The organism is Clostridium rectalis (assembly GCF_900626095.1).
Classification (GTDB): domain Bacteria; phylum Bacillota; class Clostridia; order Clostridiales; family Clostridiaceae; genus Clostridium_AS; species Clostridium_AS rectalis.
Genome location: NZ_UYZZ01000011.1, coordinates 18,733 through 44,835, shown reverse-complemented (window position 1 = coordinate 44,835; position 26,103 = coordinate 18,733). Strand labels below are relative to the sequence as shown.

At 28.6% G+C, this 26,103-nt stretch carries 27 protein-coding genes and 1 other annotated feature; of the genes, 26 read left to right on the top strand and 1 reads right to left on the bottom strand.

Translation table 11 applies throughout. The annotated features are described in order from the left end of the window. Positions 1-13: 13 nt before the first annotated feature. From EJL03_RS14385 to EJL03_RS14260, 26 genes are all read left to right on the top strand, one after another. On the top strand, positions 14-793 hold the full coding sequence (locus EJL03_RS14385; protein ID WP_125154670.1) for a histidinol phosphate phosphatase: 780 nt from the start codon (positions 14-16) through the stop codon (positions 791-793). Between the two features lie 40 nt (positions 794-833). Then, entirely contained in the window at positions 834-1,331 is a 498-nt protein-coding gene (locus EJL03_RS14380; RefSeq protein WP_125154669.1) for a flavin reductase family protein, read from the top strand. A gap of 18 nt (positions 1,332-1,349) precedes the next feature. Then, on the top strand, positions 1,350-2,303 hold the full coding sequence (locus EJL03_RS14375; RefSeq protein ID WP_125154668.1) for a hypothetical protein: 954 nt from the start codon (positions 1,350-1,352) through the stop codon (positions 2,301-2,303). 29 nt (positions 2,304-2,332) lie between these two features. After that, complete coding sequence (locus EJL03_RS14370) at positions 2,333-3,604, top strand: replication-associated recombination protein A (RefSeq protein ID WP_125154667.1); 1,272 nt, start codon at positions 2,333-2,335, stop codon at positions 3,602-3,604. A 216-nt stretch (positions 3,605-3,820) separates the two neighbouring features. Then, entirely contained in the window at positions 3,821-4,258 is a 438-nt protein-coding gene (locus tag EJL03_RS14365) for an RrF2 family transcriptional regulator (protein WP_125154666.1), read from the top strand. Then, complete coding sequence (nifS, locus tag EJL03_RS14360) at positions 4,259-5,452, top strand: cysteine desulfurase NifS (RefSeq protein WP_125154665.1); 1,194 nt, start codon at positions 4,259-4,261, stop codon at positions 5,450-5,452. It begins immediately after the preceding gene. A 2-nt stretch (positions 5,453-5,454) separates the two neighbouring features. Beyond that, positions 5,455-5,886, top strand: a complete 432-nt coding sequence (gene nifU, locus EJL03_RS14355) for a Fe-S cluster assembly scaffold protein NifU (RefSeq protein ID WP_125154664.1) — start codon at positions 5,455-5,457, stop codon at positions 5,884-5,886. 99 nt (positions 5,887-5,985) lie between these two features. Continuing rightward, positions 5,986-7,053 carry a tRNA 2-thiouridine(34) synthase MnmA gene (gene mnmA / locus EJL03_RS14350; protein ID WP_125154663.1) on the top strand — a complete coding sequence of 356 codons (1,068 nt, stop codon included), beginning with the start codon at positions 5,986-5,988 and terminating at the stop codon, positions 7,051-7,053. Between the two features lie 110 nt (positions 7,054-7,163). Further along, entirely contained in the window at positions 7,164-7,673 is a 510-nt protein-coding gene (locus EJL03_RS14345) for a PRC-barrel domain-containing protein (RefSeq protein WP_164509110.1), read from the top strand. Continuing rightward, positions 7,657-8,682 (top strand): AI-2E family transporter, encoded by a 1,026-nt coding sequence (locus EJL03_RS14340; protein ID WP_125154661.1) that lies wholly within the window; start codon positions 7,657-7,659, stop codon positions 8,680-8,682. Before EJL03_RS14345 ends, EJL03_RS14340 begins: the two co-directional genes overlap by 17 nt. 201 nt (positions 8,683-8,883) lie before the next feature. Further along, positions 8,884-9,065: a binding site (T-box leader), on the top strand. Positions 9,066-9,133: 68 nt separating this feature from the next. Beyond that, positions 9,134-11,773 (top strand): alanine--tRNA ligase, encoded by a 2,640-nt coding sequence (alaS, locus tag EJL03_RS14335; protein ID WP_125154660.1) that lies wholly within the window; start codon positions 9,134-9,136, stop codon positions 11,771-11,773. Between the two features lie 110 nt (positions 11,774-11,883). Beyond that, positions 11,884-12,135, top strand: coding sequence for an IreB family regulatory phosphoprotein (locus tag EJL03_RS14330; protein WP_125154659.1), 252 nt, complete (start codon positions 11,884-11,886; stop codon positions 12,133-12,135). Between the two features lie 57 nt (positions 12,136-12,192). Beyond that, a complete protein-coding gene (gene ruvX, locus EJL03_RS14325) occupies positions 12,193-12,603 on the top strand; it encodes a Holliday junction resolvase RuvX (protein ID WP_125154658.1) in 411 nt (136 codons plus the stop codon). A 21-nt stretch (positions 12,604-12,624) separates the two neighbouring features. Further along, positions 12,625-12,894, top strand: a complete 270-nt coding sequence (locus EJL03_RS14320; protein ID WP_125154657.1) for a DUF1292 domain-containing protein — start codon at positions 12,625-12,627, stop codon at positions 12,892-12,894. Between the two features lie 157 nt (positions 12,895-13,051). Further along, a complete protein-coding gene (locus EJL03_RS14315) occupies positions 13,052-13,504 on the top strand; it encodes a Fur family transcriptional regulator (RefSeq protein WP_125154656.1) in 453 nt (150 codons plus the stop codon). A gap of 46 nt (positions 13,505-13,550) precedes the next feature. Beyond that, positions 13,551-15,218: a ribonuclease J gene (locus EJL03_RS14310; RefSeq protein ID WP_125154655.1), complete on the top strand. Its 1,668-nt coding sequence runs from the start codon at positions 13,551-13,553 to the stop codon at positions 15,216-15,218. A 150-nt stretch (positions 15,219-15,368) separates the two neighbouring features. Continuing rightward, positions 15,369-15,623 (top strand): YlbF family regulator, encoded by a 255-nt coding sequence (locus EJL03_RS14305; RefSeq protein ID WP_125154654.1) that lies wholly within the window; start codon positions 15,369-15,371, stop codon positions 15,621-15,623. Positions 15,624-15,738: 115 nt separating this feature from the next. After that, positions 15,739-17,565, top strand: a complete 1,827-nt coding sequence (gene typA / locus EJL03_RS14300; protein WP_125154653.1) for a translational GTPase TypA — start codon at positions 15,739-15,741, stop codon at positions 17,563-17,565. A gap of 121 nt (positions 17,566-17,686) precedes the next feature. Next, a complete protein-coding gene (gene mltG / locus EJL03_RS14295; RefSeq protein WP_125154652.1) occupies positions 17,687-18,703 on the top strand; it encodes an endolytic transglycosylase MltG in 1,017 nt (338 codons plus the stop codon). 24 nt (positions 18,704-18,727) lie between these two features. Next, the gene (locus tag EJL03_RS14290; protein WP_125154651.1) at positions 18,728-19,381 is read left to right on the top strand and encodes an O-methyltransferase; all 654 of its coding nucleotides are present in this window, start codon (positions 18,728-18,730) and stop codon (positions 19,379-19,381) included. Beyond that, positions 19,374-20,606 carry a peptidase U32 family protein gene (locus EJL03_RS14285; RefSeq protein ID WP_125154650.1) on the top strand — a complete coding sequence of 411 codons (1,233 nt, stop codon included), beginning with the start codon at positions 19,374-19,376 and terminating at the stop codon, positions 20,604-20,606. Before EJL03_RS14290 ends, EJL03_RS14285 begins: the two co-directional genes overlap by 8 nt. A 32-nt stretch (positions 20,607-20,638) precedes the next feature. Continuing rightward, a complete protein-coding gene (gene udk, locus EJL03_RS14280) occupies positions 20,639-21,265 on the top strand; it encodes a uridine kinase (protein WP_125154649.1) in 627 nt (208 codons plus the stop codon). A gap of 53 nt (positions 21,266-21,318) precedes the next feature. Beyond that, positions 21,319-22,959 (top strand): penicillin-binding transpeptidase domain-containing protein, encoded by a 1,641-nt coding sequence (locus EJL03_RS14275; RefSeq protein ID WP_125154648.1) that lies wholly within the window; start codon positions 21,319-21,321, stop codon positions 22,957-22,959. A gap of 307 nt (positions 22,960-23,266) precedes the next feature. Next, positions 23,267-23,968: an RNA polymerase sporulation sigma factor SigK gene (gene sigK / locus EJL03_RS14270; protein WP_125154647.1), complete on the top strand. Its 702-nt coding sequence runs from the start codon at positions 23,267-23,269 to the stop codon at positions 23,966-23,968. A 92-nt stretch (positions 23,969-24,060) separates the two neighbouring features. After that, entirely contained in the window at positions 24,061-24,822 is a 762-nt protein-coding gene (gene aroE, locus EJL03_RS14265) for a shikimate dehydrogenase (protein ID WP_125154646.1), read from the top strand. A gap of 17 nt (positions 24,823-24,839) precedes the next feature. Then, complete coding sequence (locus tag EJL03_RS14260; protein WP_125154645.1) at positions 24,840-25,901, top strand: type IV pilus twitching motility protein PilT; 1,062 nt, start codon at positions 24,840-24,842, stop codon at positions 25,899-25,901. A 34-nt stretch (positions 25,902-25,935) separates the two neighbouring features. On the opposite strand, the gene EJL03_RS16665 is transcribed toward EJL03_RS14260, so the two are convergent. Then, positions 25,936-26,070: a hypothetical protein gene (locus EJL03_RS16665; RefSeq protein ID WP_279222089.1), complete on the bottom strand. Its 135-nt coding sequence runs from the start codon at positions 26,068-26,070 to the stop codon at positions 25,936-25,938. Positions 26,071-26,103: the final 33 nt, after the last annotated feature.

The window sequence follows — 26,103 nt, the reverse complement described above, 5'->3', positions numbered from 1 at the left end:
ATAGGAGGAAAATATGTTTGATAGTCATATACATACAAAATTTTCTACAGATAGTAAAATGGATATAAAACAAGTATTGGATGTAAGTGAGAAAAATGATATTGGAATAGTGATAACCGAACATTTAGACTTGAACTTTATGAGACCAGGAGAGTTTATATTTAATATAGATAAATATTTTAAAGAATACAGTAAGTATAGAAATTCAAAATTACTTTTAGGAATAGAAATGGGAATGAGACCAGATTGTATTGAGGAGAACAGAAAGATAAGTAAAGAATACCCTTTTGATTTTGTATTAGGTTCTGTGCATGTGGTAAAAATGAATAATATATATTATGATATTTATAATAAAGAGCTTTATTATAATGGCAGTAAAACAGATATTTTTATATATTATTTTAATTATATATTTAGATGCATAAAGGAACATAACTATATTGACTCCTTGGCACATATAGATTATATTGCTAGATATGCTAAATTCCATGATAAAGAAATATATTATGAAGAGTATAGAGAATATATAGATCCAACACTGAAATTATTAGCAGATAGTGGAAAAGCTATAGAAATTAACACTAGAAGGTTTACTCAAAAAAAGGTTTTAGAAAATATGATTAAAATTTTTAAAAGATTTAAAGAACTAGGAGGTAAATTTGTTACCATAGGATCTGATGCACATATAAATAAAAATATAGGAAATTATTATAAGGAAGCCAAAGAAATTGCAGATCAATGTAATTTAAATATTGTGTATTTTAAAAATAGAAAAGTTCAATATTTAAAATAGAATACTTAATTTAAAGATATTATTTTTAGGAGGGTTAAATATGAATTTTGAAATTTATATGGGGAAAGCGATAGAAGCTATAAAAAACAAAGGAGCTTTTTTAACTGTTAAAGACAAGGAAAGGCTGAATACTATGACTATAGGGTGGGCTAATATAGGATATCAGTGGAAAAAACCTATCTTAACAGTAATGGTTAGAAAGTCAAGATATACTTATGATATTATAGAAAATTCTAAGGAGTTTACGGTTAGCATACCTTTAAATGTGGATGTAAAGCAAGAATTAATTACTTGTGGAACTAAATCTTATAGGGATATAAATAAATTTAAAGAATGTAATCTGAAAGTTCAACCTAGTAATAAAGTTGTAACTCCTGTAATTGGTAATTGTGATATGCATTTTGAATGCAAAATATTATATAAACAAGAAATGGATAGTGAGTTTTTATACGATGAAATAAAAGAATCTTGTTATAAAAATGGAGATTATCATGTATTTTATTATGGTGAAATATTGGATTGTTATATTAACCAATAAATAAGAAAAGGTTTTTAGATGACATTTATAAAAAAAATTAGCAAATTAGGTTCTATAGGTAAAAGTAAATTAAAAGAAAATATACATTGTATGTATTTAGAAAGGAAAATAAGAAGTACAGATAAAAAAAATAAAAAATGTGTTTTAGCAAAAAAAGATATCCTAAATAACAAAATTGAAAAAATTAGAGAAAAGGAAAGCTTAAAAAGAAAAAATATTATAAAAAATTTAAAAGGTATAGTAAAAGACTCCCAGGAAGAGAGAGTTAAGGAGAATAAAAAGTTAAACTTTGTAAATAGAATAGAAAAAGAATTTAAACAAATACCTATAATTACCGTGGTGGATGATATAGTTGAGGGAGCATCAGGCATTGAAAAATTAAAGAGAGTTGTTGAAGATAATCCAGAGGAACCTTTAAACTGGATTATTTTAGCGGAGGCTCTTCAGTATTATAAAGAAACTTTTTTATGGATTAATTTAGCTAAAGCCCCTATAGATTTAATGGGGAGTTTAATGGATTTAGGAATTGAATTTGGCTCGGATTTCTTAGAATCTAGTATTGATAAAGATAAATGGACATATAAAAGATGTTTACTTAAATGTTTAAATTTAGCTGTTAAAAGTAATTTAGAGGATGAAAAGACATTAGTTTGTATAGGAAAAAGTGCAAAACTTTTATCAGAAAGCTGTTTTGAGCCATTAGAAAAGGAAAACCTAACAGTATTAAAAGAAAAATACTTAAATAAGGCTTTAAAAATTTGTTCTATAGAGAATAGAGATGAAATATTGTTTTACTTGGACAGAGTAGAGGGTAAGAATATAAAAAAATTCAAATATGGGCTTAATAAAAGTATATTAAAAGCTACTTTAAATGGCAGTGTAAATGCTTTAGTTAATCAAAGTAGAAAGCTAAAAAATACAAGTGAAAGAATATTAGACAATAGTATAGATAAATTTTTAAAGGATGAGTAAAATTATAGAAAGGAAATTTTAATTTATATATGGAAAGTAAACCCTTGGCAGAAAGAATTAGACCTACTAAGTTAGAGGAAATGGTAGGTCAAAAACATTTACTGGGAAATAATAAAATTTTAAATAGAATAATTAATTCAGGAAAAATAACTAATATGATATTTTATGGACCTCCTGGTACTGGTAAAACAACATTGGCTAATATAATAGCTAAATCTTCAGGAAAGACGTTTTATAAACTAAATGCCACTAACGCGTCTTTAAACGATATAAAAGAAATAACATCTCAGTTAGATAGCTTTATGGGAATGAATGGAATATTACTTTATTTAGATGAGATACAAAATTTTAATAAAAAACAACAGCAATCTTTACTAGAATTTATGGAGAATGGAAAGATAACACTTATTTCTAGTACAACAGAGAATCCTTATCATTATATATATAAAGCAATCTTAAGCAGGGCTACTGTATTTGAGTTTAAACCTTTAACTAAAGAAGATATCATAGATGGAATAAATAGGGGAATTAAAATTCTTCAAAGTGAATTTAAAGATGTAAATCTTAATTTTTCTAATGAGGCAATAAATTATATAGGAGAGGTTAGTGCAGGAGATTTAAGAAAAGCTTTAAACTCTTTAGAACTATGTGCGTATTCCACTATGCCTAAAGAGGATGGAATAGTATATATAAATGTAGAAACAGCTAAAGAGTGTACTCAAGTAAAAATTCTTAATTATGATAAATTTGGGGATAGTCATTATGATATTTTAAGTGCTTTTCAAAAATCAATACGTGGCAGTGATGTGGACGCATCCATACATTATTTAGCCAGGCTTATAGAGGCAGGAGATTTAATTTCTATATGTAGACGGTTATTGGTAATAGCATGTGAGGATATCGGACTTGCTTATCCCAGTGCCATATCTATAGTCAAAAATTGTGTAGATTCTGCTATGCAGTTGGGACTTCCAGAAGGAAGGATACCATTGGCTGAGGCAGTAATACTTTTGGCCACATCTCCAAAATCTAATTCTGTTATTAACGCTATAGATAAAGCTTTAGATGATATAAAGAATAAAGATGTGGGAGAAATTCCAAGTCATTTAAGGGATTCCCATTATAAAGGAGCAGATAAACTTGGTAGGGGAATTGAATATAGATATCCCCATGATTATAAAAAGCACTATGTTAACCAAGATTATTTGCCTAAAAATATAGAAGATGTAATATATTATGTGCCATGTAAAAATAAAATGGAGGATAAAATAAGAGCATATATGAAGTTTATAAAAGAATAATATAAAAGAAACCTTTTGGAAATATTATATATAGATATTTTAAAAAGGTTTCTTTTAATTTTTTATAAATTAGTATTAAAAATTTTATATAAATAAAACTTTAAATAGGATGTTTTTTTTGATGCTTAATGTTGACAACTTTACTCTGATTTGATATTATAAATTTGAAAGTTTAGTAAAATGGTCAACATTTAAAAATACTTAAGAGGTGTATGTATGAAGTTATCAACCAAGGGGAGATATGGAGTTAGAGCTATGGTTGATTTAGCTATCAATTATGGCAAAGAGCCAGTCTCTATAAAAAGTATAGCTGAAAGACAAAATATATCGGAATATTATTTAGAACAGCTATTCTCATCTTTAAGAAGGGCTGACTTAATAAAAAGTATAAGGGGAGCCCAAGGAGGATACATATTAAGTAAAACACCAGATGAAATTACGGTATCTGATATAATGGAAGTTTTAGAAGGCCCCTTAGATTTGTCGGAATGTATACTTGAAGGGACATGTAGTAATATGGATTCTTGTTCAACTAGGTTATTATGGGTAAAAATAAAAGAGAGTATAGAGAAGGTAACAAAATCAACAACTTTACAGCACTTAGCACAGGATTATAATAAATTAAAAGACATAAACCGAAAGGAGAAAATATAAATGGAAAGAAAATACGTTTATATGGATTATTCAGCAACAACTTATACAAGACCAGAAGTATTAGAAGAAATGATTCCGTATTTTACAGAAAACTTCGCAAACCCTTCATCAAAATTTTATGCTATATCAGAAAAACCAAGAATAGCTATAGATACAGCAAGGGAAAGAATAGCAAAAGCTATAAATGCTGAAAAAAGTGAAATATATTTTACAGGCGGAGGATCAGAAGCGGATAATTGGGCTATTAAAGGAATAGCTTTAGCACATAAAAATAAGGGAAATCATATTATTACTTCACAAATAGAGCATCATGCAGTAATTAATACTTGTAAGTTTTTAGAAAAAAATGGTTTTGAAGTTACGTATTTACCTGTAGATGAGAATGGCTTAATTAAAATAGATGAATTTAAAAAAGCAATTAAGGAGACTACAATATTAGTAACAATTATGTTTGCTAACAATGAAGTTGGATCTATACAACCAATAAAAGAAATTGGGGAAATCTGCAAGGAAAATAAAATATTTTTTCATACAGATGCAGTTCAAGCTATAGGACATGTGCATGTAGATGTGAAAAATATGAATATAGATTTACTTTCTATGGCTGGACATAAATTTTATGGACCTAAAGGGGTAGGAGTGCTTTATATAAGAAAAGGAATAAGATTAGATAATTTAATTCATGGAGGAGGACAAGAAAAAGGCAAGAGAGCAAGTACAGAAAATGTACCTGGTATTGTTGGTATAGGTAAAGCAATAGAACTTGCTGTAGAAGAAATACATGAGGAAGTAAAAAGATTAAATTATTTAAGGAATAGATTAATAAATGGAATAAAAGAGAGAATACCTTATACTAAGTTAAATGGACCTATAGGTGAAAATAGGTTGCCTGGGAATGCGAACTTTAGTTTTATTGGTATAGAAGGAGAAGCTCTACTTTTAATGTTAGACTTTGAAGGAATTTGTGCATCTACAGGAAGTGCTTGTGCTTCTGGGTCATTGGACCCATCCCATGTTTTATTAGCGATGGGTCTTCCACATGAACTTGCCCATGGATCTTTAAGGCTTTCATTAGGTAAAAGTAGTAGTGAAGAAGATGTGGATTATATATTAGAAAAGTTACCTCCAATTGTTAAGAGGTTAAGAGATATGTCACCATTGTGGGAAGACTTTATGAAGAAGGGAGACAGATAATTATGATATATAGCGAAAAAGTTATGGAGCATTTTAAAAATCCTAGAAACGTAGGTGAAATAAAGGATGCTAATGGAGTAGGTGAAGTTGGTAATCCACAGTGTGGAGATATAATGAAAATTTATTTAAAAGTAGAAGACAATATAATAAAAGATGTAAAGTTTAAAACTTTTGGTTGTGGATCAGCTATTGCATCATCAAGTATGGCTACAGAACTTATAAAAGGAAAAAGTATAGAAGAAGCATGGGACCTCACAAATAAAGCAGTGGCAGAAGCGTTAGATGGTTTACCACCAGTTAAGATGCATTGCTCTGTACTAGCAGAAGAAGCTATACATAAGGCTATAAATGATTATAGACAACGTGCAGGATTAGAAGTATTAGAAATAAAAACACATTCAGATCATGTTCATAAAGAGGTGCATGGAGAATAATGTATAGCAGGTAAAAGCGATGCAAATTAGAGTTAATAGTTTAAATTATATATAATTACTATTAACTCTTTGCTTATTTTAAAAGGATAGGGTGAAGATATGAAAAAAAAAGTTGTTGTAGGTATGAGTGGAGGCGTTGATAGTTCAGTAGCTGCGTATCTATTAAAAGAACAAGGATATGATGTTATAGGAATGACTATGAAAGTTTTCCCAGGAAATAAGGTGTGTGGAAATTTAACTGAATCTGATATTATAATAGAAAATGCAAAAAAGGTTTGTGAGGATTTAGAAATACCTTTTGTGAAAATAGACTTAATTGATGAATTTAGAGATAAGGTAGTGAATAATTTTATTAATGAATATATTAATGGAAGAACACCTAATCCTTGTATTGCATGTAATAAGTATATAAAATTTGATGCATTTTTAAAAGAGGCCTTAAATTTAGGCGCTGATTATATAGCTACAGGGCATTATTCTAGAGTAAAAAAATGTGATGATAGATACTTAATTTTTAAAGCTGAAGATGATAAAAAAGATCAAACATATATGTTTTATAATATGAAACAACAGCAATTAAAGTATTTATTAATGCCCTGTGGCAATTATACTAAGGATAAAATAAGGGAATTTGCAAAAGAGATTGGGTTAGAAGTACACAATAAAAAAGATAGTGAAGAAATTTGCTTTATACCTGATAATAATCATGGAAAATATATCTTAAGTAATACAGATAAAAGAATATTACCAGGTAATTTTGTTGATAAATATGGGAAGGTGTTAGGAAAACATAAAGGCATTATATATTATACTATTGGTCAAAGAAAAGGATTAGGAATAGCATTAGGTAAACCTGTGTTTGTTACAGACATAATTCCAAATAAAAATGAAATTGTATTAGGGGAAGAAAAGGAAATATTTAAAACAGAACTTATTGCTAAAGAAGTAAATTTTATACCTTTTGATAAATTAGAAAATAAAATGAGAGTTACTGCTAAAATTAGATACTCTGCAAGACCTGCACTAGCTACTATAGAGCCTGTAAGCTCAGGAAAAGTAAAGGTGGTTTTCCATGAGAAACAAAGGGCCATAACTAAGGGACAGTCTGTAGTATTTTACTTGGAAAATTTACTAGTAGGTGGAGGAGTAATAGAAAGTATTATTTAATAATAAATTCTTTGAAGAACTTACCAGGGTAAGTTCTTTTTTTTTAGCATATTTTTTTATGTTGAGGAAAAAATATAATTTATATGTTGGATTTTAATTGGAGTGATAATATGTATAGGAAAAAGGATTTTTTATTTATGAAAGTAAATAGCATAAATGGAAATAAAATAGGATTTATCAAAGATATCTTAATAGATTTTAATTTTGGAATTGTAAAGGGCTTTTCTATATCCTCCTATAAAGTTTTTCAAAAATCTACATATGTGTTAACAAAAGATATACTATCCTTTTGTAATAGTATGATTGTTACCGAGTATAGAAGGGGAAAGTTACTTGAACTTAAAGAATTGTGTGGTATGAACATTATTGATCTAAATGGTAATATAATAGGGATGGTGGAAGATATAATTTTTAGTAAAGATTCTTTTTTAATAAGTGGTATTGTGGTTACAACAGGATATATAACTAATTTTTTACATGGAAAGAAAGTTTTTCTAATAAAAGATTTAATATTAGGGGAAGAAAATTTGTTGTATTATGAAGATAAAAATAAAGTAATGTTATCCAATGTGCCTAATAAAATATTAATGGAAGATGATACAGATGAAAGAAAAAATTAAACAGAATAAAAAACTTATAGTATTTTTAATTTTTATGTTTGTACTAGTAATATTGATTTTAAAAGTACCTATAATAAGAGATATTTTTAAATTAATATTTATTTCCTTTATAGTTGCATATGTTTTAAAACCATTAAATAATTATTTAATAAGTAAGGGTGTAAATAAAACTATATCATCTGTATGTATTATAGTATTATTGATAGTTATCTTTGCTATGAGTATCGCTTTCTTTATCCCTTATTTATTTAAGGAAAGTTTAAATATTGGTGAAACTATTTCTAATATAGAAAATATTATAACTGATTTATATCAAAGAATAAAACTTATAAAAAACAATAAAATATTTGAAAATATATTAGGAACAGTTTATGGGAAAATAAATATTAGATTTAACAAAGCATTTAATAGCGCGTTTGAAGGTGCTTTAAAACTTGGAGAAAATATATTAGCTTTTGCTATAGTTCCTATAATAACTTATTATTTTTTATCTGATGGTAAGGATATAAGTAATAGGCTTATTAATATGTTTCCAGTGAAAAGTAGAAAGCTGGTTTATACTATAGTAGAAGATATAGACAAAATGTTAGGTAGATACATAGTTACGCAGATTATACTTTCTATGGTAGTTGGTGGGTTTACTTTTTTAGTATTAATTTTACTTAAGGTTGACTTTCCACTTGTATTATCACTTCTTAATGCTTTTTTTAATATAATACCTTATTTTGGACCGTTATTTGGTGCTTTGCCAGCTATTTTAATAGCGTTGTTAAAGTCTCCTGAAATAGCATTTTGGACAGCGATTTGGTTATATGCAATACAACAAATAGAAGGAAATATAATATCACCTAAATTCATAGGGGATAATATAAGTATGCATCCCTTAATTGTAATACTTTTATTATTAATCGGAGGTAAAATAGGAGGTTTTGTTGGCATGGTATTGGCAGTACCAATAGGAGTAGCTATAAAAGTAGTATACGAAGATCTAAATTATTATATTTTTTAAATATTTATAAAATTTCAAAATTAAGCTATTGAATTTGTATGTAAAATAAATTTTGAAAAATATAAAAAAATATGTTGCAAACAGTAATATAAAGGTAAAACCATAATAAAAATATAAAATATGTTTTTTTATATCTATAGAAAATGTAGCTAAATATTGACATATTATATTTTTTTATTTATAATCTTTATCAAAATGAATATTTTAGTGATGAAGAAAACTAGTAGATATTTTTTTGTTATTTAGAGAGGAAGTGGTAGGTGTAAACTTCTTAATAGAAATGTCGAAGCTGTTTTGGAGCTAACTATAGTTTTGAGAGATATAGTTTAATTAAACTAGCTATATAATTAGGGTGGTACCACGGAAAAGCTTTCGTCCCTTAAAAAACGAAGGCTTTTTTTGTTGTTAAAAACTAATAGAAAATAATTAATATATAATGGAGGAAATTATTATGAAAAATATGAGTTTAAACGAAGTAAGAGAGGCTTATTTAAAATTTTTTGAAAGTAAAGGGCATCTAAGATTACCAAGCTTTTCATTAGTACCTAAAAATGATAAAAGTTTGCTTTTAATAAATGCAGGAATGGCTCCTTTAAAGCCTTATTTTACTGGTGTTCAAACACCGCCGAGAAACAGAGTAACTACTTGTCAAAAGTGCATTAGAACTGGGGATATAGAAAATGTTGGTAAAACATCTAGGCATGGTACTTTCTTTGAAATGATGGGAAATTTTTCTTTTGGAGATTATTTTAAGGGGGAAGTTATTCCATGGGCATGGGAATTTGTTACATCAGTATTACAAATTCCAAAAGAGAAATTATATGTAACTATTTATTTAGATGATGATGAAGCTTATGAAATTTGGACTAAAAGTACAGATATAGATTCAACGAGAATATTTAGATTGGGAAAAGAAGATAATTTTTGGGAAATAGGGCAAGGTCCTTGTGGTCCATGTTCAGAAATACATTTTGATAGAGGTGAAGGAAAAGTAACTACAGTAGAAGAATTTTTAAAAGAATCTGATAATGATAGGATAGTTGAGTTTTGGAATTTAGTGTTTACTCAATTTGATAAAGATGAGTTTGGTAAATATAATAAACTTGCTAATCCTAATATTGATACAGGTATGGGACTTGAAAGAATGGCTACTATTATGCAAGGTAAAAATAGTATTTTTGAGGTTGATACAATAAGAGCTATTTTAGATACAGTAGGTGAATATGCAAATGTATCTTATGGTAAAAATGAATTAATAGATATATCTTTAAGAGTTATAACAGATCATATAAGAAGTGTAACATTTATGATTTCAGACGGCATATTGCCATCAAATGAAGGTAGGGGTTATGTACTTAGAAGATTGCTTAGAAGAGCGGCAAGACATGGTAGAATTTTAGGAATAAAAAATAATTTTTTATACAAAATATGTAATGTTGTTATTAAGAATTCATGTGATGCTTATCCAGAATTAAAAGAAAAAGAAGGATATATAAAGAAAGTTATAAAATTGGAAGAGGAGAGATTTGCAGAAACTATAGATGGTGGAATTGAAATTCTAAATGAGTACATAAATAAGTTGGAAAAAGAAGATAAAAAAATTCTACCAGGAGAGAAAGCTTTTAAACTATACGATACCTACGGATTCCCAATAGAATTAACACAGGAAATATTGGAAGAAAAATCTATGGATGTAGATATAGAAGGATTTAATAATGAAATGGAAAATCAAAGACAAAGAGCTAGGGCAGCAAGAGGCGAGTCCAATTATATGGGAGCAGAAGATACAATATTAAATAAATTACCAAACGAAATTTTAACAGAGTTTGTTGGGTATGATTCTATTGAATGTAATACTAAAATAACCTTAGTAGCTAATAATAAAGAAATCTTGGAATCTTTAAATGAAGGAGAAGAAGGAGTAATTATTTTTGAAAAAACTCCTTTTTATGCAGAAATGGGAGGGCAAATAGGAGATACTGGAGTTATAATATCAGAACAAGTTAAGGCAACGGTAGTTGATTGTAAGAAGAACATAGCAGGTAAAATACTTCATTTTGTAAAAGTAACAGAGGGAAAATTATTAAAAGGAGAATTTGTTACTTTAAGGGTTGATGAGACTAGAAGAAATAATATAAGTAAGAATCATACTGCTACACATATATTACATGCAGCCTTAAGAGGGGTTTTAGGTCAACATATTCAACAGGCAGGTTCTTTTGTGGATGCTGAAAAACTGAGATTCGATTTTAATCATTTTCAGGGATTAACAGAAGAAGAATTATATAAAGTAGAAAAAATAGTTAATACAGAAATAATGAAAGTATATAATACAAAAACAGAATTAATGTCCATAGAAGAAGCAAAAAATGGTGGTGCTACTGCACTATTTGATGATAAATATGAAAAAGAAGTAAGAGTTGTATCTGTAGGTGAATTTAGTAAGGAGCTTTGTGGTGGAACACATGTTAAGAATTCTGGAGAAATTGGGTTATTTAAAATTGTTTCAGAATCGGGAGTTGCAGCAGGGGTAAGACGAATAGAAGCTGTTACTGGCTTTGGTGCTATAGCTTATATGGAAACAAAGGAAAACATATTAAAAAACATTTCAGATGTTTTAAAATGTGGAGAAAAGGATATAATAAACAAAGTAAATTCACAAATTGTAGAAATGAAGATAAAAGAAAAAGAAATCAACGAATTAAAATCTAAGCTTGCTAACGGTTGTGAAGATGACCTATTAAATAATGCTAAGGAAATAAATGGGGTAAAGTTAGTAACAGGAGTATTAAATGATATAGATGGAAATTCATTAAGAGAACTAGCTGATAAAATAAGGAATAAAATATCAGAAGGATTAGTTGTTTTAGGAAGCAATAATGAAGGAAAGGTACAATTTGTTGCTATGGCATCAAAAGATGCTGTATTAAAAGGTGTTCATTGTGGTAAAATAATAAAAGAGGTGGCAACTATAGCTGGAGGCGGTGGTGGTGGAAGACCAGACATGGCTCAAGCAGGTGGTAAATTACCTGAAAAGTTAGAGGAGGCAATTTCTAAAGTGGAATCTATAATGGTAACTTTAGTAAAGTAGTGTACAATTCATAAAATATGTTTTATAATATATTTAAAGGAAATACCAATATATTTAACTTATATAAATTTAATAACATATGATATTAACGCGAGTGGGGTGAAGGTAAAATGGGGAACGATAATACTATACAGTTTGATCTAGTGCAGAATAAAAAAGATCTAACAAAGGAAATCTTAACCCAGGTTTATGATGCCTTAAAAGAAAAGGGATATAATCCAGTAAACCAAATGGTAGGATATTTAATTTCAGGAGATCCTACATATATAACTAATTATAATGGTGCTAGAGCGCTTGTTAGAAAATTAGAAAGAGATGAGATACTAGAGGAAGTTTTAAAAATTTATTTAGGGATAAAATAAAAGTGCCCTTTAAGGGCATTTTTATTTTTAAAATTGAGCATAATAAAGGAGATTGTCATGAGAATATTAGGACTAGATGTGGGAGATAGAACTATAGGGGTAGCTGTAAGTGACCCATTAGGATTAACTGCCCAAGGTATAACAACAATAAGAAGAAAAGGGATAGATAATGATATAGATGAATTGAAAAAGATATGTGCTCAATATGGAGTAGAAAAGATAGTATCAGGATTACCTAAAAACATGAATGGTACTTTAGGGCCACAAAGCGAAAAAGTAAGAGATTTTTGTGATGTTTTACATAATAAGATAGATAAGGAAATAATCTTTTGGGATGAGAGACTTACTACTGTGGCGGCACATAAAGCTATGTTAGAAGCAGATTTGTCACGTTCTAAGAGAAAAAAAATAGTAGATAAAATTGCTGCTGTATATATACTGCAGGGCTATTTGGATAGTATTTATTAAAAATATAAGGGAGGATAATACATGGATAATACTGTAGAATCAATTACATTGACGGATGAAAATGGAGAAAATATAGAATTTGATGTTGTTACTAAATTGGATATACAGGATAAAGAGTATGTAATTGTGGTACCAAAGGATGAGGAGACAGATGAAGCTATAGCTTTAAAGATTATTAGTAATGAAAGTGGGAAAGATATTCTTGTTACAGTAGATGATGATGATGAATTTGCTATTGTTGCAGAAGCATACGAAAGTTTATTTGCAGAAGAGGATAGTGAGCTAAATTAATGAATTAATAAAAGCTATGTTTTCACTACATAGCTTTTATTATTTAAAAATAAAGTTTGTTTCATATAATGATTATCAATTGACAATAATTAATTATTGTAGTTATAATTAAGTGTAAGATTTCTATAGAGAAATAAATATGAAATGAGGGACTAATATGGCTAAGGTTTCATATGAGGAAGTAGAAAGACTAAAAAACACATTAAAAGAAAAGGGTTATAAGCTAACACCTCAAAGAAGAGCTATTGTAGATATAATTATCAAAAACGAAGGAAGTCATTTAACCACAGAGGAACTATATAATCTTGTTAAAGAGGAATGCCCAGAAATAGGATTAGCTACAGTATATAGGACAGTTTTGCTCTTAGAAGAGATGGGGATTGTTACAAGGTTAGATTTAAATGATGGATGTAGTAGATATGAACTTGTTCATGAGGATGAAAATCATCAGCATCATCATCTTATATGTACTAATTGTGGGAAAGTACTTGAAGTAGAAGGCGACCTTTTAGAGGTGTTGGAGCATAATATAGAATCTAAATATGATTTCAAAATTAAAGATCACAGTGTAAAATTTTATGGTATATGTAGTGAATGTTCTAAGAATTAATTAAAATAAAGATACCTAATATAAAAAATAAAAAGGAGGGGAGAAAATGCGTAAGGAAAGGGATAAAATCAAAGTTATTTCATTAGGTGGATTAAATGAGATTGGAAAAAATTTAACAGTTATAGAATTTAAAAATGATATAATAGTTATTGATTGCGGGCTGAAATTTCCAGACGAAGAGATGCTGGGGATAGATGTAGTAATACCAGATATAAGCTATTTAATAAAAAATAGAGAAAGAGTTAAGGGTATATTTTTAACCCATGGTCATGAAGATCATATAGGAGCGCTTCCATATATATTAAAGGAATTGAATGTCCCTGTATATGGTACAAAACTTACATTAGGTATCTTGGAAACAAAATTAAAAGAACATAATCTTTTGAGTTCTGTAAATTTAGTCTATATAAAACCTAGAGATATGATAAAGTTAGAAAATGTATCTGTAGAGTTTATAAGGACTAATCATAGTATCGCAGATTCAGTAGCTATAGCAATACACACTCCTTTAGGAGTAGTACTGCACACTGGTGACTTTAAAATTGACTATACACCTATAGACGGATATGTAGCGGATTTAGCTAGATTTGCTGAGTTAGGTAGAAAAGGAGTAGTATTAATGATGGCAGATAGTACTAACGTGGAAAGACCAGGTTATACTATGTCAGAAAGTACTGTGGGAGAAGCATTTGAGGATATATTTGCTACAGCAAAAGGAAGAATAATTGTAGCTACGTTTGCGTCACATATACACAGAATACAACAAATCATTTCCGCAGCAGAAAAATATAATAGAAAAGTTGCCTTTTCTGGAAGAAGCATGGAAAATATAGTTGAGGTGGCAAAGGAACTTGGGTATATTGATGCTTCAAATGAAATGTTTATAGACATCGATTTAATAGGAAAATATCCAGAGGAAAAAGTTGTTATTATAACAACGGGTAGTCAAGGAGAACCAATGTCAGCGCTTTCAAGAATGGCAGCTTCAGAACATAAAAAAGTTAATATTTTACCAGGGGACATGGTTATAATTTCTGCAACACCTATTCCTGGAAATGAGAAATTGGTTTCAAGAGTTATAAATCAATTATTCAAGAAAGGTGCAGAGGTTATATATGAAGCTTTGGCAGATGTACATGTTTCCGGACATGCTTGTCAAGAGGAGTTAAAGTTAATTCATACATTAGTAAAACCAAGATTTTTTATACCCGTTCATGGTGAATATAGACATTTAAAACAACATGCAGAGCTTGCAGTAAAACTAGGATTGCGTCAAAGAAATGTTATTGTAGCAGATAATGGAGATATAATTGAGGTAAATAGAGACTTTATTAGAAAAGCTGGAGTAGTTACTTCAGGGCAAGTGTTTGTAGATGGACTTGGTGTAGGAGATGTAGGAAATATAGTATTAAGGGATAGAAAACATCTATCGCAGGATGGAATATTAACTGTTGTTGTTACAATAGAAAAAGAATCAGGAGTAGTAATTGCAGGACCAGATATAATATCTAGAGGTTTTGTGTATGTAAGAGAATCAGAAGATTTGATGGAAGAAGCTCGTAATATTGTAAGAGAAGCATTAAAAGAATGCGAAGAAAAACATATAACAGAGTGGGCTACTATTAAATCAAATATAAAAGATGCTTTGAGAACATTTTTATATGAAAGAACGAAAAGAAAACCTATGATACTTCCGATTATAATGGAAATATAATTTTAGGTAGAAAATTATTCCAAAAATTTCCTACCTAAAAGTAAAATCAGAGGGATTGTCATGAGTGCATATGATATAATCCATAAATTAGGTAGAGAACTAGGAAAGTATCAAAGGTAATAAAATTAAGAAAATGCAAAAAAATAAATAATGATGAAAAATAAAAAAATCTTAAATGATTTCAGAAAATTGCAGTATGAAGCATGTTCTGAACAAGTACAAAAAGGTAAGTTATCAAAAGAAACGGAATGTAAATTGAGTAACTTAGGTGGGATTATATCTATGAATGATGAGATAACCTCGTATCTTCAAGCAGAAGCTAAATTTGCTGTAATATCGGAAGATATTATGGAAATATTGAATGAAGCTATAGATATTGATTTAACTTTCAAAATAGGAAAATAATTTTACATAAGTTGACTTTTTACGAGCATAATATTAGAATGGATGTAATGACTTAATTGGATACTTGAAGTATCCAATTTTTTTGAGAGAAAATTCACAAATGGGGGAAATAAATATGAATTTATTTACAAGAAATGATATAAGAAATATAGCTATAATAGCTCACGTTGATCATGGTAAGACTACATTAGTAGATGCCATGCTAAAACAAAGTCATGTATTTAGAGAAAATGAAAAGGTGCAAGAAAGGGTTATGGATTCAAATGCTCTTGAAAGAGAAAGAGGAATAACAATACTCTCTAAAACCACATCAGTAATGCATAATGGCGTTAAAATTAATATTGTAGATACTCCAGGACATGCTGATTTTGGTGGGGAAGTAGAACGTGTATTAAAAATGGTAGATAGTGTTTTACTTTTAGTTGACTCTTATGAAGGACCAATGCCACAAACAAAATTTGTACTAAAAAAGGCGTTAGAATTAAATTTAAAACCAATAGTTGTTATAAATAAAATAGATAAACCAGATCAAAGAGCTGCTGAAGTATTAGATGAAGTATTTGATTTATTTATTGAACTTGGAGCATCTGATGAACAGTTAGATTTCCCAGTGGTATATTGTTCTGCTAAGGCTGGTATGGCAAAAAAAGAAATGGACGAAGAAAGTAACAATATGGATCCATTATTTGATACGATAATTAAAAATGTTAAGGCTCCTGAAGGATACATTGATAAGCCTTTCCAGATGCTTGTTACTACTATAGATTCAAGTGAGTATGTAGGAAGAATCGGTATAGGTAAAATAGAAAGAGGCTCTGTAAAGAAAAATCAACAGTTATCTATTATAAGAAAAGATGGTAAGGTTGAGAATGTTAAAATAAGTAGTCTTTATGTTTTTAATGGTCTTAAAAGAGAAGAAACAGAGGAAGCTAAACTTGGAGATGTAATTGCTGTTGCAGGTATTTCAGATATTAATATAGGAGAAACTATAGCAGATTCAAGTAATCCAGAAGCACTTCCTTTTGTAGAAATAGATGAACCAACATTAAGTATGTACTTTATGGTAAATGATTCACCTTTTGCTGGAAAAGAAGGAGAATTTGTTACTTCAAGACATTTAAGAGACAGACTCATGAAAGAGATTGAAACAAATGTAAGTTTAAAAGTAGAAGAAACAGATTCAGCTGACTGTTTTAAAGTTAGTGGAAGAGGAGAACTTCATTTATCAGTACTTATAGAAACTATGAGAAGAGAAGGATATGAATTTCAAGTTTCAAAACCTAGTGTAATTTTTAGAGAGACTGAAGATGGTAAAAAATTAGAACCAATTGAGTATTTGACTATAGATGTTCCAGAAGAGTTTATGGGAGTTGTAATGGAGAAGTTAGGACCAAGAAAGGCTGAAATGGTAAATATGACTTCAGCAGTTAATGGTTATACAAGACTTGAATTTAGAATCCCTGCAAGAGGACTTATAGGATTCAGAAATGAATTTATGACGGATACAAAAGGAAATGGAATAATGAATCACATTTTTGAAGGATATGAAGCATTTAAAGGAGAAATACCTGAAAGAAGTAGAGGTTCACTTGTAGTATTTGAAACAGGAACAGCAATAACCTATGGACTATTTAATGCTCAGGAAAGAGGTATTCTGTTTATAGGACCTGGTACAGAGGTTTACGAGGGAATGGTTGCAGGAGAATGTTCAAGAGCAGATGATATAGATGTAAATGTATGTAAGAAAAAGCATTTGTCTAATACAAGATCATCAGGTTCTGATGATGCATTAAAATTAACACCTATAACAGTAATGTCATTAGAGCAGTGTTTGGAATTTATAGCATCAGATGAATTAGTAGAAGTTACACCTAAAAATATAAGAATGAGAAAAAGAATATTAAATACCGAAACAAGAAAGAAAGCTTCTAGAAGAAAATAAATTTTGGACTTTTAGTATATGCATAATATTCCTAATACCATCACTATAAAAGAGTAATGGTATTAGGAATAATCTTATAGTATTAATTTGGATTATAAATTAGGTTCAAAGTGGAGGGGCTATGAAAAAAAGAGTTAAAATGCTTATGTTTATTATAATAACTTTAGTATGTGTAAGCAGTTTAGCATATCTATACTTTAATAACGTTGTAAATCATCCGTTTAAACAGAAAAATTTAAAAATAGAAGTTACAGTAAAAGATGGCGATAGTTTATATAAAGTTTTGGATTCTTTACATAAGGATAAAAAAATAAATAATTTATTTTTTATTAAGTTTTATATAAAAAATAAAAACTTAGATACTAATATAAAAAAGGGTAGTTATGAGTTTAGCTCAGAAGTTGATTTGCAACAGTTAGTAAAAAGCTTAAATACAGGGGAACATAATAAAAACTTAGTAAAGATTACTGTACCAGAGGGGTATAATGTAGATAATATAGCTACATTATTACAAGAAAAAGGCGTTATTAGTAAAAAAGACTTTTTATATAGTTTAAGTGTGTATGATAATTTACCCTATAATAAAAAAAATACTAGTAATAAAAAATATGAATTAGAAGGGTATTTGTATCCTGATACCTATGAATTTCTAAAAGGTTCAAAGGGTAGCTATATTATCGATACTATGGTTGATAGATTTAACAAGGCTATTAATGAAATATCATCTAAGTATAATATTGAGAAGGATAATATTGATAATATAATTACTATAGCTTCTATTATAGAGAAGGAAGCAGAAAATGATAATGAAAGAGGAAAAGTTGCTTCGGTTTTTTATAATAGAATACAAAATGAAATGAAATTAGAGTCTTGTGCTACAGTGCTATATGCCTTAGGGAAACACAAAGACAAGTTATACTATAATGATTTAAAGGTTAAATCTCCTTACAATACTTATTTAGCAAAAGGGTTACCACCGGGTCCTATATGTAGTCCTGGTATGCCTTCTATTGTGGCTGCGTTGAAACCAGATAAAACTAGTTACCTATTTTTTGTATCCTATAATGATGGAACACATTTTTTTACTGATAATTATAACGAGTTTTTAAAAGTAAAAGCAGCTACTCAAGAAAATTAGTTTATGTATATTTAGGAGGATGTAATGAGCGCAATTACTTATGATTATATAGAGAAATACATAAGAGGATTAATAAAGGATGAACGTCCCATTATAGATGAAATTGAAAAATATGCCAAGGAAAATAAAGTTCCTATAATACACAAAGAAGTAGCTAAATTTTTAGAATTAATGATAAATTTAAAAAAACCATCAAAAATACTTGAACTTGGCACTGCCATAGGTTACTCTGCTATATTAATGGAGATAGCTTCAAATAATAAATGTGAAATAGTAACAATTGAAAGAGATAATCATATGGTTTCTATAGCAAAAGGAAATATAAAAAAATTTGGGTTTTCTCATAAGATAAAAGTAATTGAAGGGGATTGTTTGGAAGTATTAGAAGACCTAGAGGAAAAATATGATTTAATATTTATGGATGCCGGAAAAGGGCACTATAATCATTTCCTCCCTAATTGTTTAAGACTATTGAATAAAAATGGTGTAATCATTGCGGATAATGTTTTGTTTAGAGGTATGGTTGCAAGTGACGAACTTGTTAAAAGGAGAAAAATAACTATAGTAAAACGTATGAGAGAATTTCTAGATTTGGTATCCCAACAAGAATTTATAACTTCTGTAATTCCTATGGGAGATGGAATAGCAGTAATAACAAGGAGGAAGGATTATGAATAAACCAGAAATACTAGCTCCTGCTGGAAATTTAGAGAAACTTAAAACTGCTATAAATTTTGGTGCAGATGCAGTGTATTTAGGTGGAAGCAAATTAAATCTAAGGGCTTTTGCGGATAACTTTAGTGATGACCAGTTAAAAGAAGGTATAGAATTTGCCCATGCTAGAGGTAAGAGAGTATATGTAACTTTAAATGTATTTCCACATAATAAAGATTTATATGGCTTAGAAGAATATCTTATTAATTTATATAACTTAAAGGTAGATGCAATAATTGTATCAGATCCTGGTATAATCATGACTGCAAGAGAAGTAGTTCCAGATTTAGAATTACATTTAAGTACTCAGGCTAATAATGTTAATTGGAAATCTGCTTTGTTTTGGTACAAACAAGGTATTAAAAGAATAGTTTTAGCCAGGGAAATGTCATTAGAAGAAATACAAGAAATTAGGACAAATATCCCAAGTGATTGTGATATAGAGGCATTTGTACATGGTTCTATGTGTATGTCTTATTCAGGACGATGCCTTCTTTCCAATTATATGACTGGAAGGGATTCTAATAGAGGAGAGTGTGCTCAACCTTGTAGATATAAATATTATTTAATGGAAGAAAAAAGACCTAATGAATTTTTTAAAGTAAATGAAGATGATAAAGGAACATATATTTTTAATTCCAAGGATTTATGTATGATAAAATATATTCCTGATCTTGTTGAAGCGGGTATTAACTCATTAAAAATTGAGGGAAGAATGAAAAGTTCTTACTATGTAGCTGCTGTAGTTAAGTCTTATAGAGAAGCTTTAGATAGTTATTTATCTAACCCAAAAGAGTATATATTTAAACAAGAATGGATGAGTAACTTATTAAAAACAAGTCATAGAAATTATTATACAGGCTTTTATTTTAAAGATAAAGATAGTCAAATATATGAAAATTCTTCATACATAAGAGATTTTGATATAGTGGGTATTGTAAAAAAATATGATAGCCATAATAAGATTGCTACAATAGAACAAAGAAACAAGATATTTCAGGGGGATATTGTAGAAGTATTAAGACCTATTGGAGATAATTTTGAAATTAAATTGACACAATTAAAGGATTCAAATGGTAATCAAATATCCTCTACTCCATCAGCTCAAATGATTTATAATGCTTTTGTTGATAAAGAGTTAAGAGAAAACGATATGATAATTAAAAGTAAAGATAAAAAGACAATATAAAAAAGCTTAAGGGGGGGAAAGGAAAATTTATTATGAAACGTCCAGTTTTAATAGGAATAAGTGGAGGAACAGGTTCAGGTAAAAGTACTATTGCTAAGGAAATATATACAAAATTTCATGAAAATTGTATAGCAATGATAGAACAGGATTCTTATTATAAGGATCAAAGTCACCTATCATTTGATGACAGAATAAAAACTAATTATGATCATCCTGATGCTTTTGATAATGAGCTTTTAGTAAAACATTTACAAATGCTTTTGGAAGGGAAAAATGTGGAAAAACCTATATATGATTTTGAAAAGCATAATAGAAAAAAGGAAACTATTAAGGTTGAAGCAAGAGATATTATAATAGTTGAGGGGATATTAGTTTTAGAAGATAAATTATTAAGAGATATTTTAGATATTAAGATATATGTAGATACTGATGCTGATGTAAGGATTATTAGAAGGCTTTTAAGAGACATAAAGGAAAGAGGAAGAAGTGTAGATTCTGTAATAAATCAATATTTAAATGTGGTAAGACCTATGCATTTGCAGTTTATTGAACCAAGTAAAAGGTATGCAGATATAATAATTCCAGAGGGTGGACATAATAAAGTAGCGATTGATGTAATAGTGGGTAATATAAAACAAATGTTACAATCAAATGAATAGAGAATAAAATACCTCATTTTGGCTATAATTAAAGTTGAAAGTGAGGTATTTTTATGCATAAAAGAAGGTGTTTTATCCTATTATTGTTTTTTTTAACAGGGTTTCTTTTGGTATATATAAGAATTATAAAAATTCAGTATAAGAATGCAGACCAATTAAGTGTTATAGCAGATTCTCAATATAAATATACTGAAAATTACAAAGAATTAAATTATAATTTAATTGATTGTAATAAGAAAGAACTTTTAAATTATAATAAAAAGTATAAAGCAGTAATTATACCTTCAGCTTTTTCAAAAAATAATTATGATAAGGGAAATGAAGAGTTTTTAAAACTTTTATATATATTAAAAAGTTATAATGATGAATATGATTTATCCACAACTATAGGAAGTAACAAAAGTGAGAAAATCTATTTTGATATAGATGATATAACTTATAACAAATTAAGAAAATTAAAAAATATTAAGGGCTTTTATACCTATTCTTATCTTGAGTTGGACAATAAAGAAGGATGGAAAATAGAAAATTTATTAATAAATACAAGAAATACCAGTGACAGCTCCTTAAAAAATAATGATTCCTTAGAGATGAAACTATATAATAATGTGAAGAATAACAAAAAGCCTAAAGTAGTTTTTAATATAGATATGAATGGTAATATAACTGAGGCAGGTATAGAGTACGGAAAAGATAATAAAGATGTTTTATTAACCTTAGATGGTAGCCTACAACAACGTATAAAGAAATTAATAAACTCTAAGTATAAAAAGTATGATCAAATAGGAATAGTTCTTATGGAAGGGAATACTGGTAAAATAAAGGCTTTAGTACAAAAGGATGATACTCTTCCTAATGTAAATATAGGTGCAGAAACTTTAAATGGTTTTTTCCCAGGATCCATATTTAAATCTATAGTGCTTGAAGCTGCTTTAGAAGAAAATAAAATTCCTATAAATAAAAAAATTTCTTGTAGTGGAGAGTTTGAGAGTATAGGACATAATCACGGTAGCTTAAATATGATAGATGCATTTATAGTTTCATGTAATGATATTTATTCGCGTATAGGAATTAATGCTGGGTTTAATAAAATAAATGAATTATGCGAAGAACAGGGACTGTTTAATAAAGTTTTGGGATTTGAAAAGGAGCAACATGGAAAATTAGAAGTTACAAAACCTATTGCAGAGGATGGTAGTTTAGGAAGTATGTCTATAGGTCAAAACCTAAGGATAACACCAATAGAAGCTATTAGTATAGTAAATAGCATAGCAAATAATGGATACTATGTAAAACCATATATTATAGATTCATATATTAATAGTGAGGGAGAAATAATTGATAAAACTAAAATAATAAAAAAGAAAATAATTTCAAAAAAGAATGCAGATATAATAAAGGATGCAATGGAGGGGGTTGTAAAAAGAGGTACTGGCAAAATGGCTTTTACATCTAAAGCAATTACAGGAGGGAAAACTGGGACAACAGAGAGGATAGAAGTGTTTAAAGAAGATAGTGAAAACAAGAAAAGAGAACTATCAGATGGGTGGTTTATTGGATACTTTTATTTTAATAATAAGTATTATTCTATGGTAGTATTTGTACAAAATATAAATAAAAATACTGAAAGCGGAGGAAATACTGCTGCACCTATTTTTAGAGATGTAGTGGAAGAATTTATTAAGAGCAGTTAGACATATTTTCTAGTAAGGCAAAATAGGGTAAAGGAAAAAGTTACAGAAACATTAAAAAGTAACATACTTATATATAAGGTGTAGGTGGCATAATAAAGGAACTTAATAAAGTAACTAAAGATAATAATAATAAATTTACAAAAACAAATACACAGGAAGCAAAGAAATATTAAGGAATCTTCTAGGAGATTCTTTTTTATTTTAAAATATTAAATATTGATTTTTAATGAAAAATATAGTCTTAAATATGCAACTAGTACAAGCTAACTGAATATTATATTAATAAGCACTATTTGGAGGAGCGGCTGTGTTATTTATAGATTGTTTAGTTAATCTATTTAGTGAGAATTTTTTCTTAACTGCTTATGTTACGGGAAATAATTCATTTCCTCAACCTTTGGATGAGAAAGAGGAAGAGTATTATTTGAAAAAATTAAAGGAAGGGGATATTCTAGCTAAAAGTGTTTTAGTGGAGAGGAATTTAAGACTAGTTGCGCACATAGTAAAAAAATATTCATACCCAGGAAAAGATGTGGATGATTTAATATCCATTGGTACGGTTGGACTAATAAAAGCCATAGATTCATTTAATACTAATAAAGGGACTAGGCTTGCAACATATGCAGCAAAATGTATAGAAAACGAGATTTTAATGCTTATAAGAAACAATAAGAAAACTAAAGGAGAGGTATATCTACAAGATCCTATAGGGGTTGATAAAGAAGGAAATGAGATTTCCTTAATGGATGTGTTAAGTAGTGAGGAGGACTCAATAATTGAAATAGTTGAAAATAAAATACAAATAAAAAAATTATATGGTAAAATAGGTACTTGTCTTCTAGAGAGAGAAAAATCTGTTATAGAAATGAGATATGGGTTAGTGGATGGGAAACCTAAAACTCAAAGAGAAATAGCAACTATTCTGGGCATTTCCAGATCTTATGTTTCTAGGATAGAGAAAAGGGCACTAAAAAAATTATATAAGGAGATGAATAGTAGCAAAGTCTAAAATAATATATTTTTTGATATTATTAGAATTTTATTGTAAAATAAACGTAAGAAAAACATACCATATAATTTATAAAATTAAGGGGTGTAGAAATGAAGTACACTGGACTTATAGGCAATGATATACAATATTCTAGATCTCCTGAGATTCATAATAGTTATTATGAGAAATATAATATTCCTCTTTATTATAAAATAATTGACCTTAAAAAGGATGAATTGTTAAACTTTATAAAAAATGTACGATTATATAATATAGTGGGGTTTAATGTAACTATACCATACAAAAGGCAAATTATAGAGTTTTTAAATGAAATAGAATATCCAGCAAATAAAATCAAATCAGTTAATACTGTAGTAGTTGGTAAGGATAAGTTAATAGGATTTAATACAGATTATTATGGATTTATACAAAGTTTAAGATATAATAAAGTAAGTATTAAAAATAACAGGGCCTTAATAATTGGTAGTGGTGGGGCTGCTAGAAGTATTTATTACGCTTTATTAGATTTAAAAATACAGAGCATAGATATTTTAGTTAGAAATGTTTCTAATATAGAATATGAATTTGATAAAGTAGATAAAATTTTATCTACAAAAGGGGAAAATGATTTATCCAATTATGATTTAATTATTAACTGCACCCCAATAGGAGGAGAAAACTATAAAAATGATTCTTTAATAACACTGAAAAATACAAAAAAGGGGCTTTTAGTATATGACTTAAATTATTCACCTAAAAAGTCTAGACTATTAAAGGAAGCTGAGAATTTAGGTGCAAATGTAATGAATGGAGAACTTATGCTAAAGCTTCAAGCATATAAAGCCATAGAAATTTGGAGAGTATACATATAAGAGAGGAGAAAAAAGAGTTGATTTCATTAAACAGTTTATTAGAAACTACAATAAAAGAAAAGGCATCAGATTTACATTTAACAGTAGGGGTTGCTCCTACAATCAGAGTAAATGGGGAACTTGCAAGATTGGGAAATGAGAAACTTACACCAATAGATACAGAAAAGTATGTTAAGGAGATATTAGGTGATTTATACAAAGAATATTCTGAGAAAGGAGAAATGGATACATCTTACTCAGTATCAGGACTTGGAAGATTTAGAGTAAATGTTTTTAAACAAAGAGGCAGTGATGCAGCAGCTATTAGAGTAGTTGGTTTAAAGGTCCCAACATTAAATGAACTACAATTTCCTAATATAATTAGGACTATCACATCTAAACAAAGAGGTTTAGTATTAGTAACTGGACCTACAGGCTGTGGGAAAAGTACAACTTTAGCAGCTATGATAAATGAAATAAATGCAACAAGAGCAGCACATATTATAACTTTAGAGGATCCTATTGAATATTTACACAAACATAATAAATCTATAATAAATCAAAGAGAAATAGGAAAAGATACAAAGGGATATGCAGATGCACTTAAATCTGTACTTAGAGAGGATCCAGATGTGATTTTGGTAGGAGAGATGAGAGATTTAGAGACTATTTCAGTGGCTCTTACAGCTGCAGAGACAGGACACTTAGTTTTTTCAACACTTCATACAATTGGAGCAGCTAAAACTATAGATAGAATAATAGATGTTTTTCCACCATATCAACAGCAACAAGTAAAAGTACAATTATCAGCAGTCTTAAAAGGAGTAATATCACAGCAATTACTACCTAAAAAGGATGGGGATGGAAGAGTTGCTGCATTTGAAATTATGACTACAACCTCAGCTATACAGAATATGATAAGAGAAGGAAAAACTCATCAAATTGAGTCTTCAATACAAACAGGCTCAAAATATGGAATGAAGACTATGGATATGTGTTTAGCAGAAATGTATAAAAAGGGTTCTATATCTTATGAAGATGCGCTTACATATTCAGTTGATAGGGAAATGCTTGAAAAAATAATAGCCCTATATAAATAAAAGGGATCTTTAAAGATCCCTTTTATTATTCTAACTAAAATATAGTGTAATCGTAAATTTTTATACAAAATTCAATTGAGGAAAAAGAATTATCTTTTTTTATTTGTTTCTTATGGTTAATATTGTTATTTTCAACATTAGAAGGATTTTTGGATTTTTCAGACTCCATATTTTAACCTCCTTAATTTAATTTATCATAAAT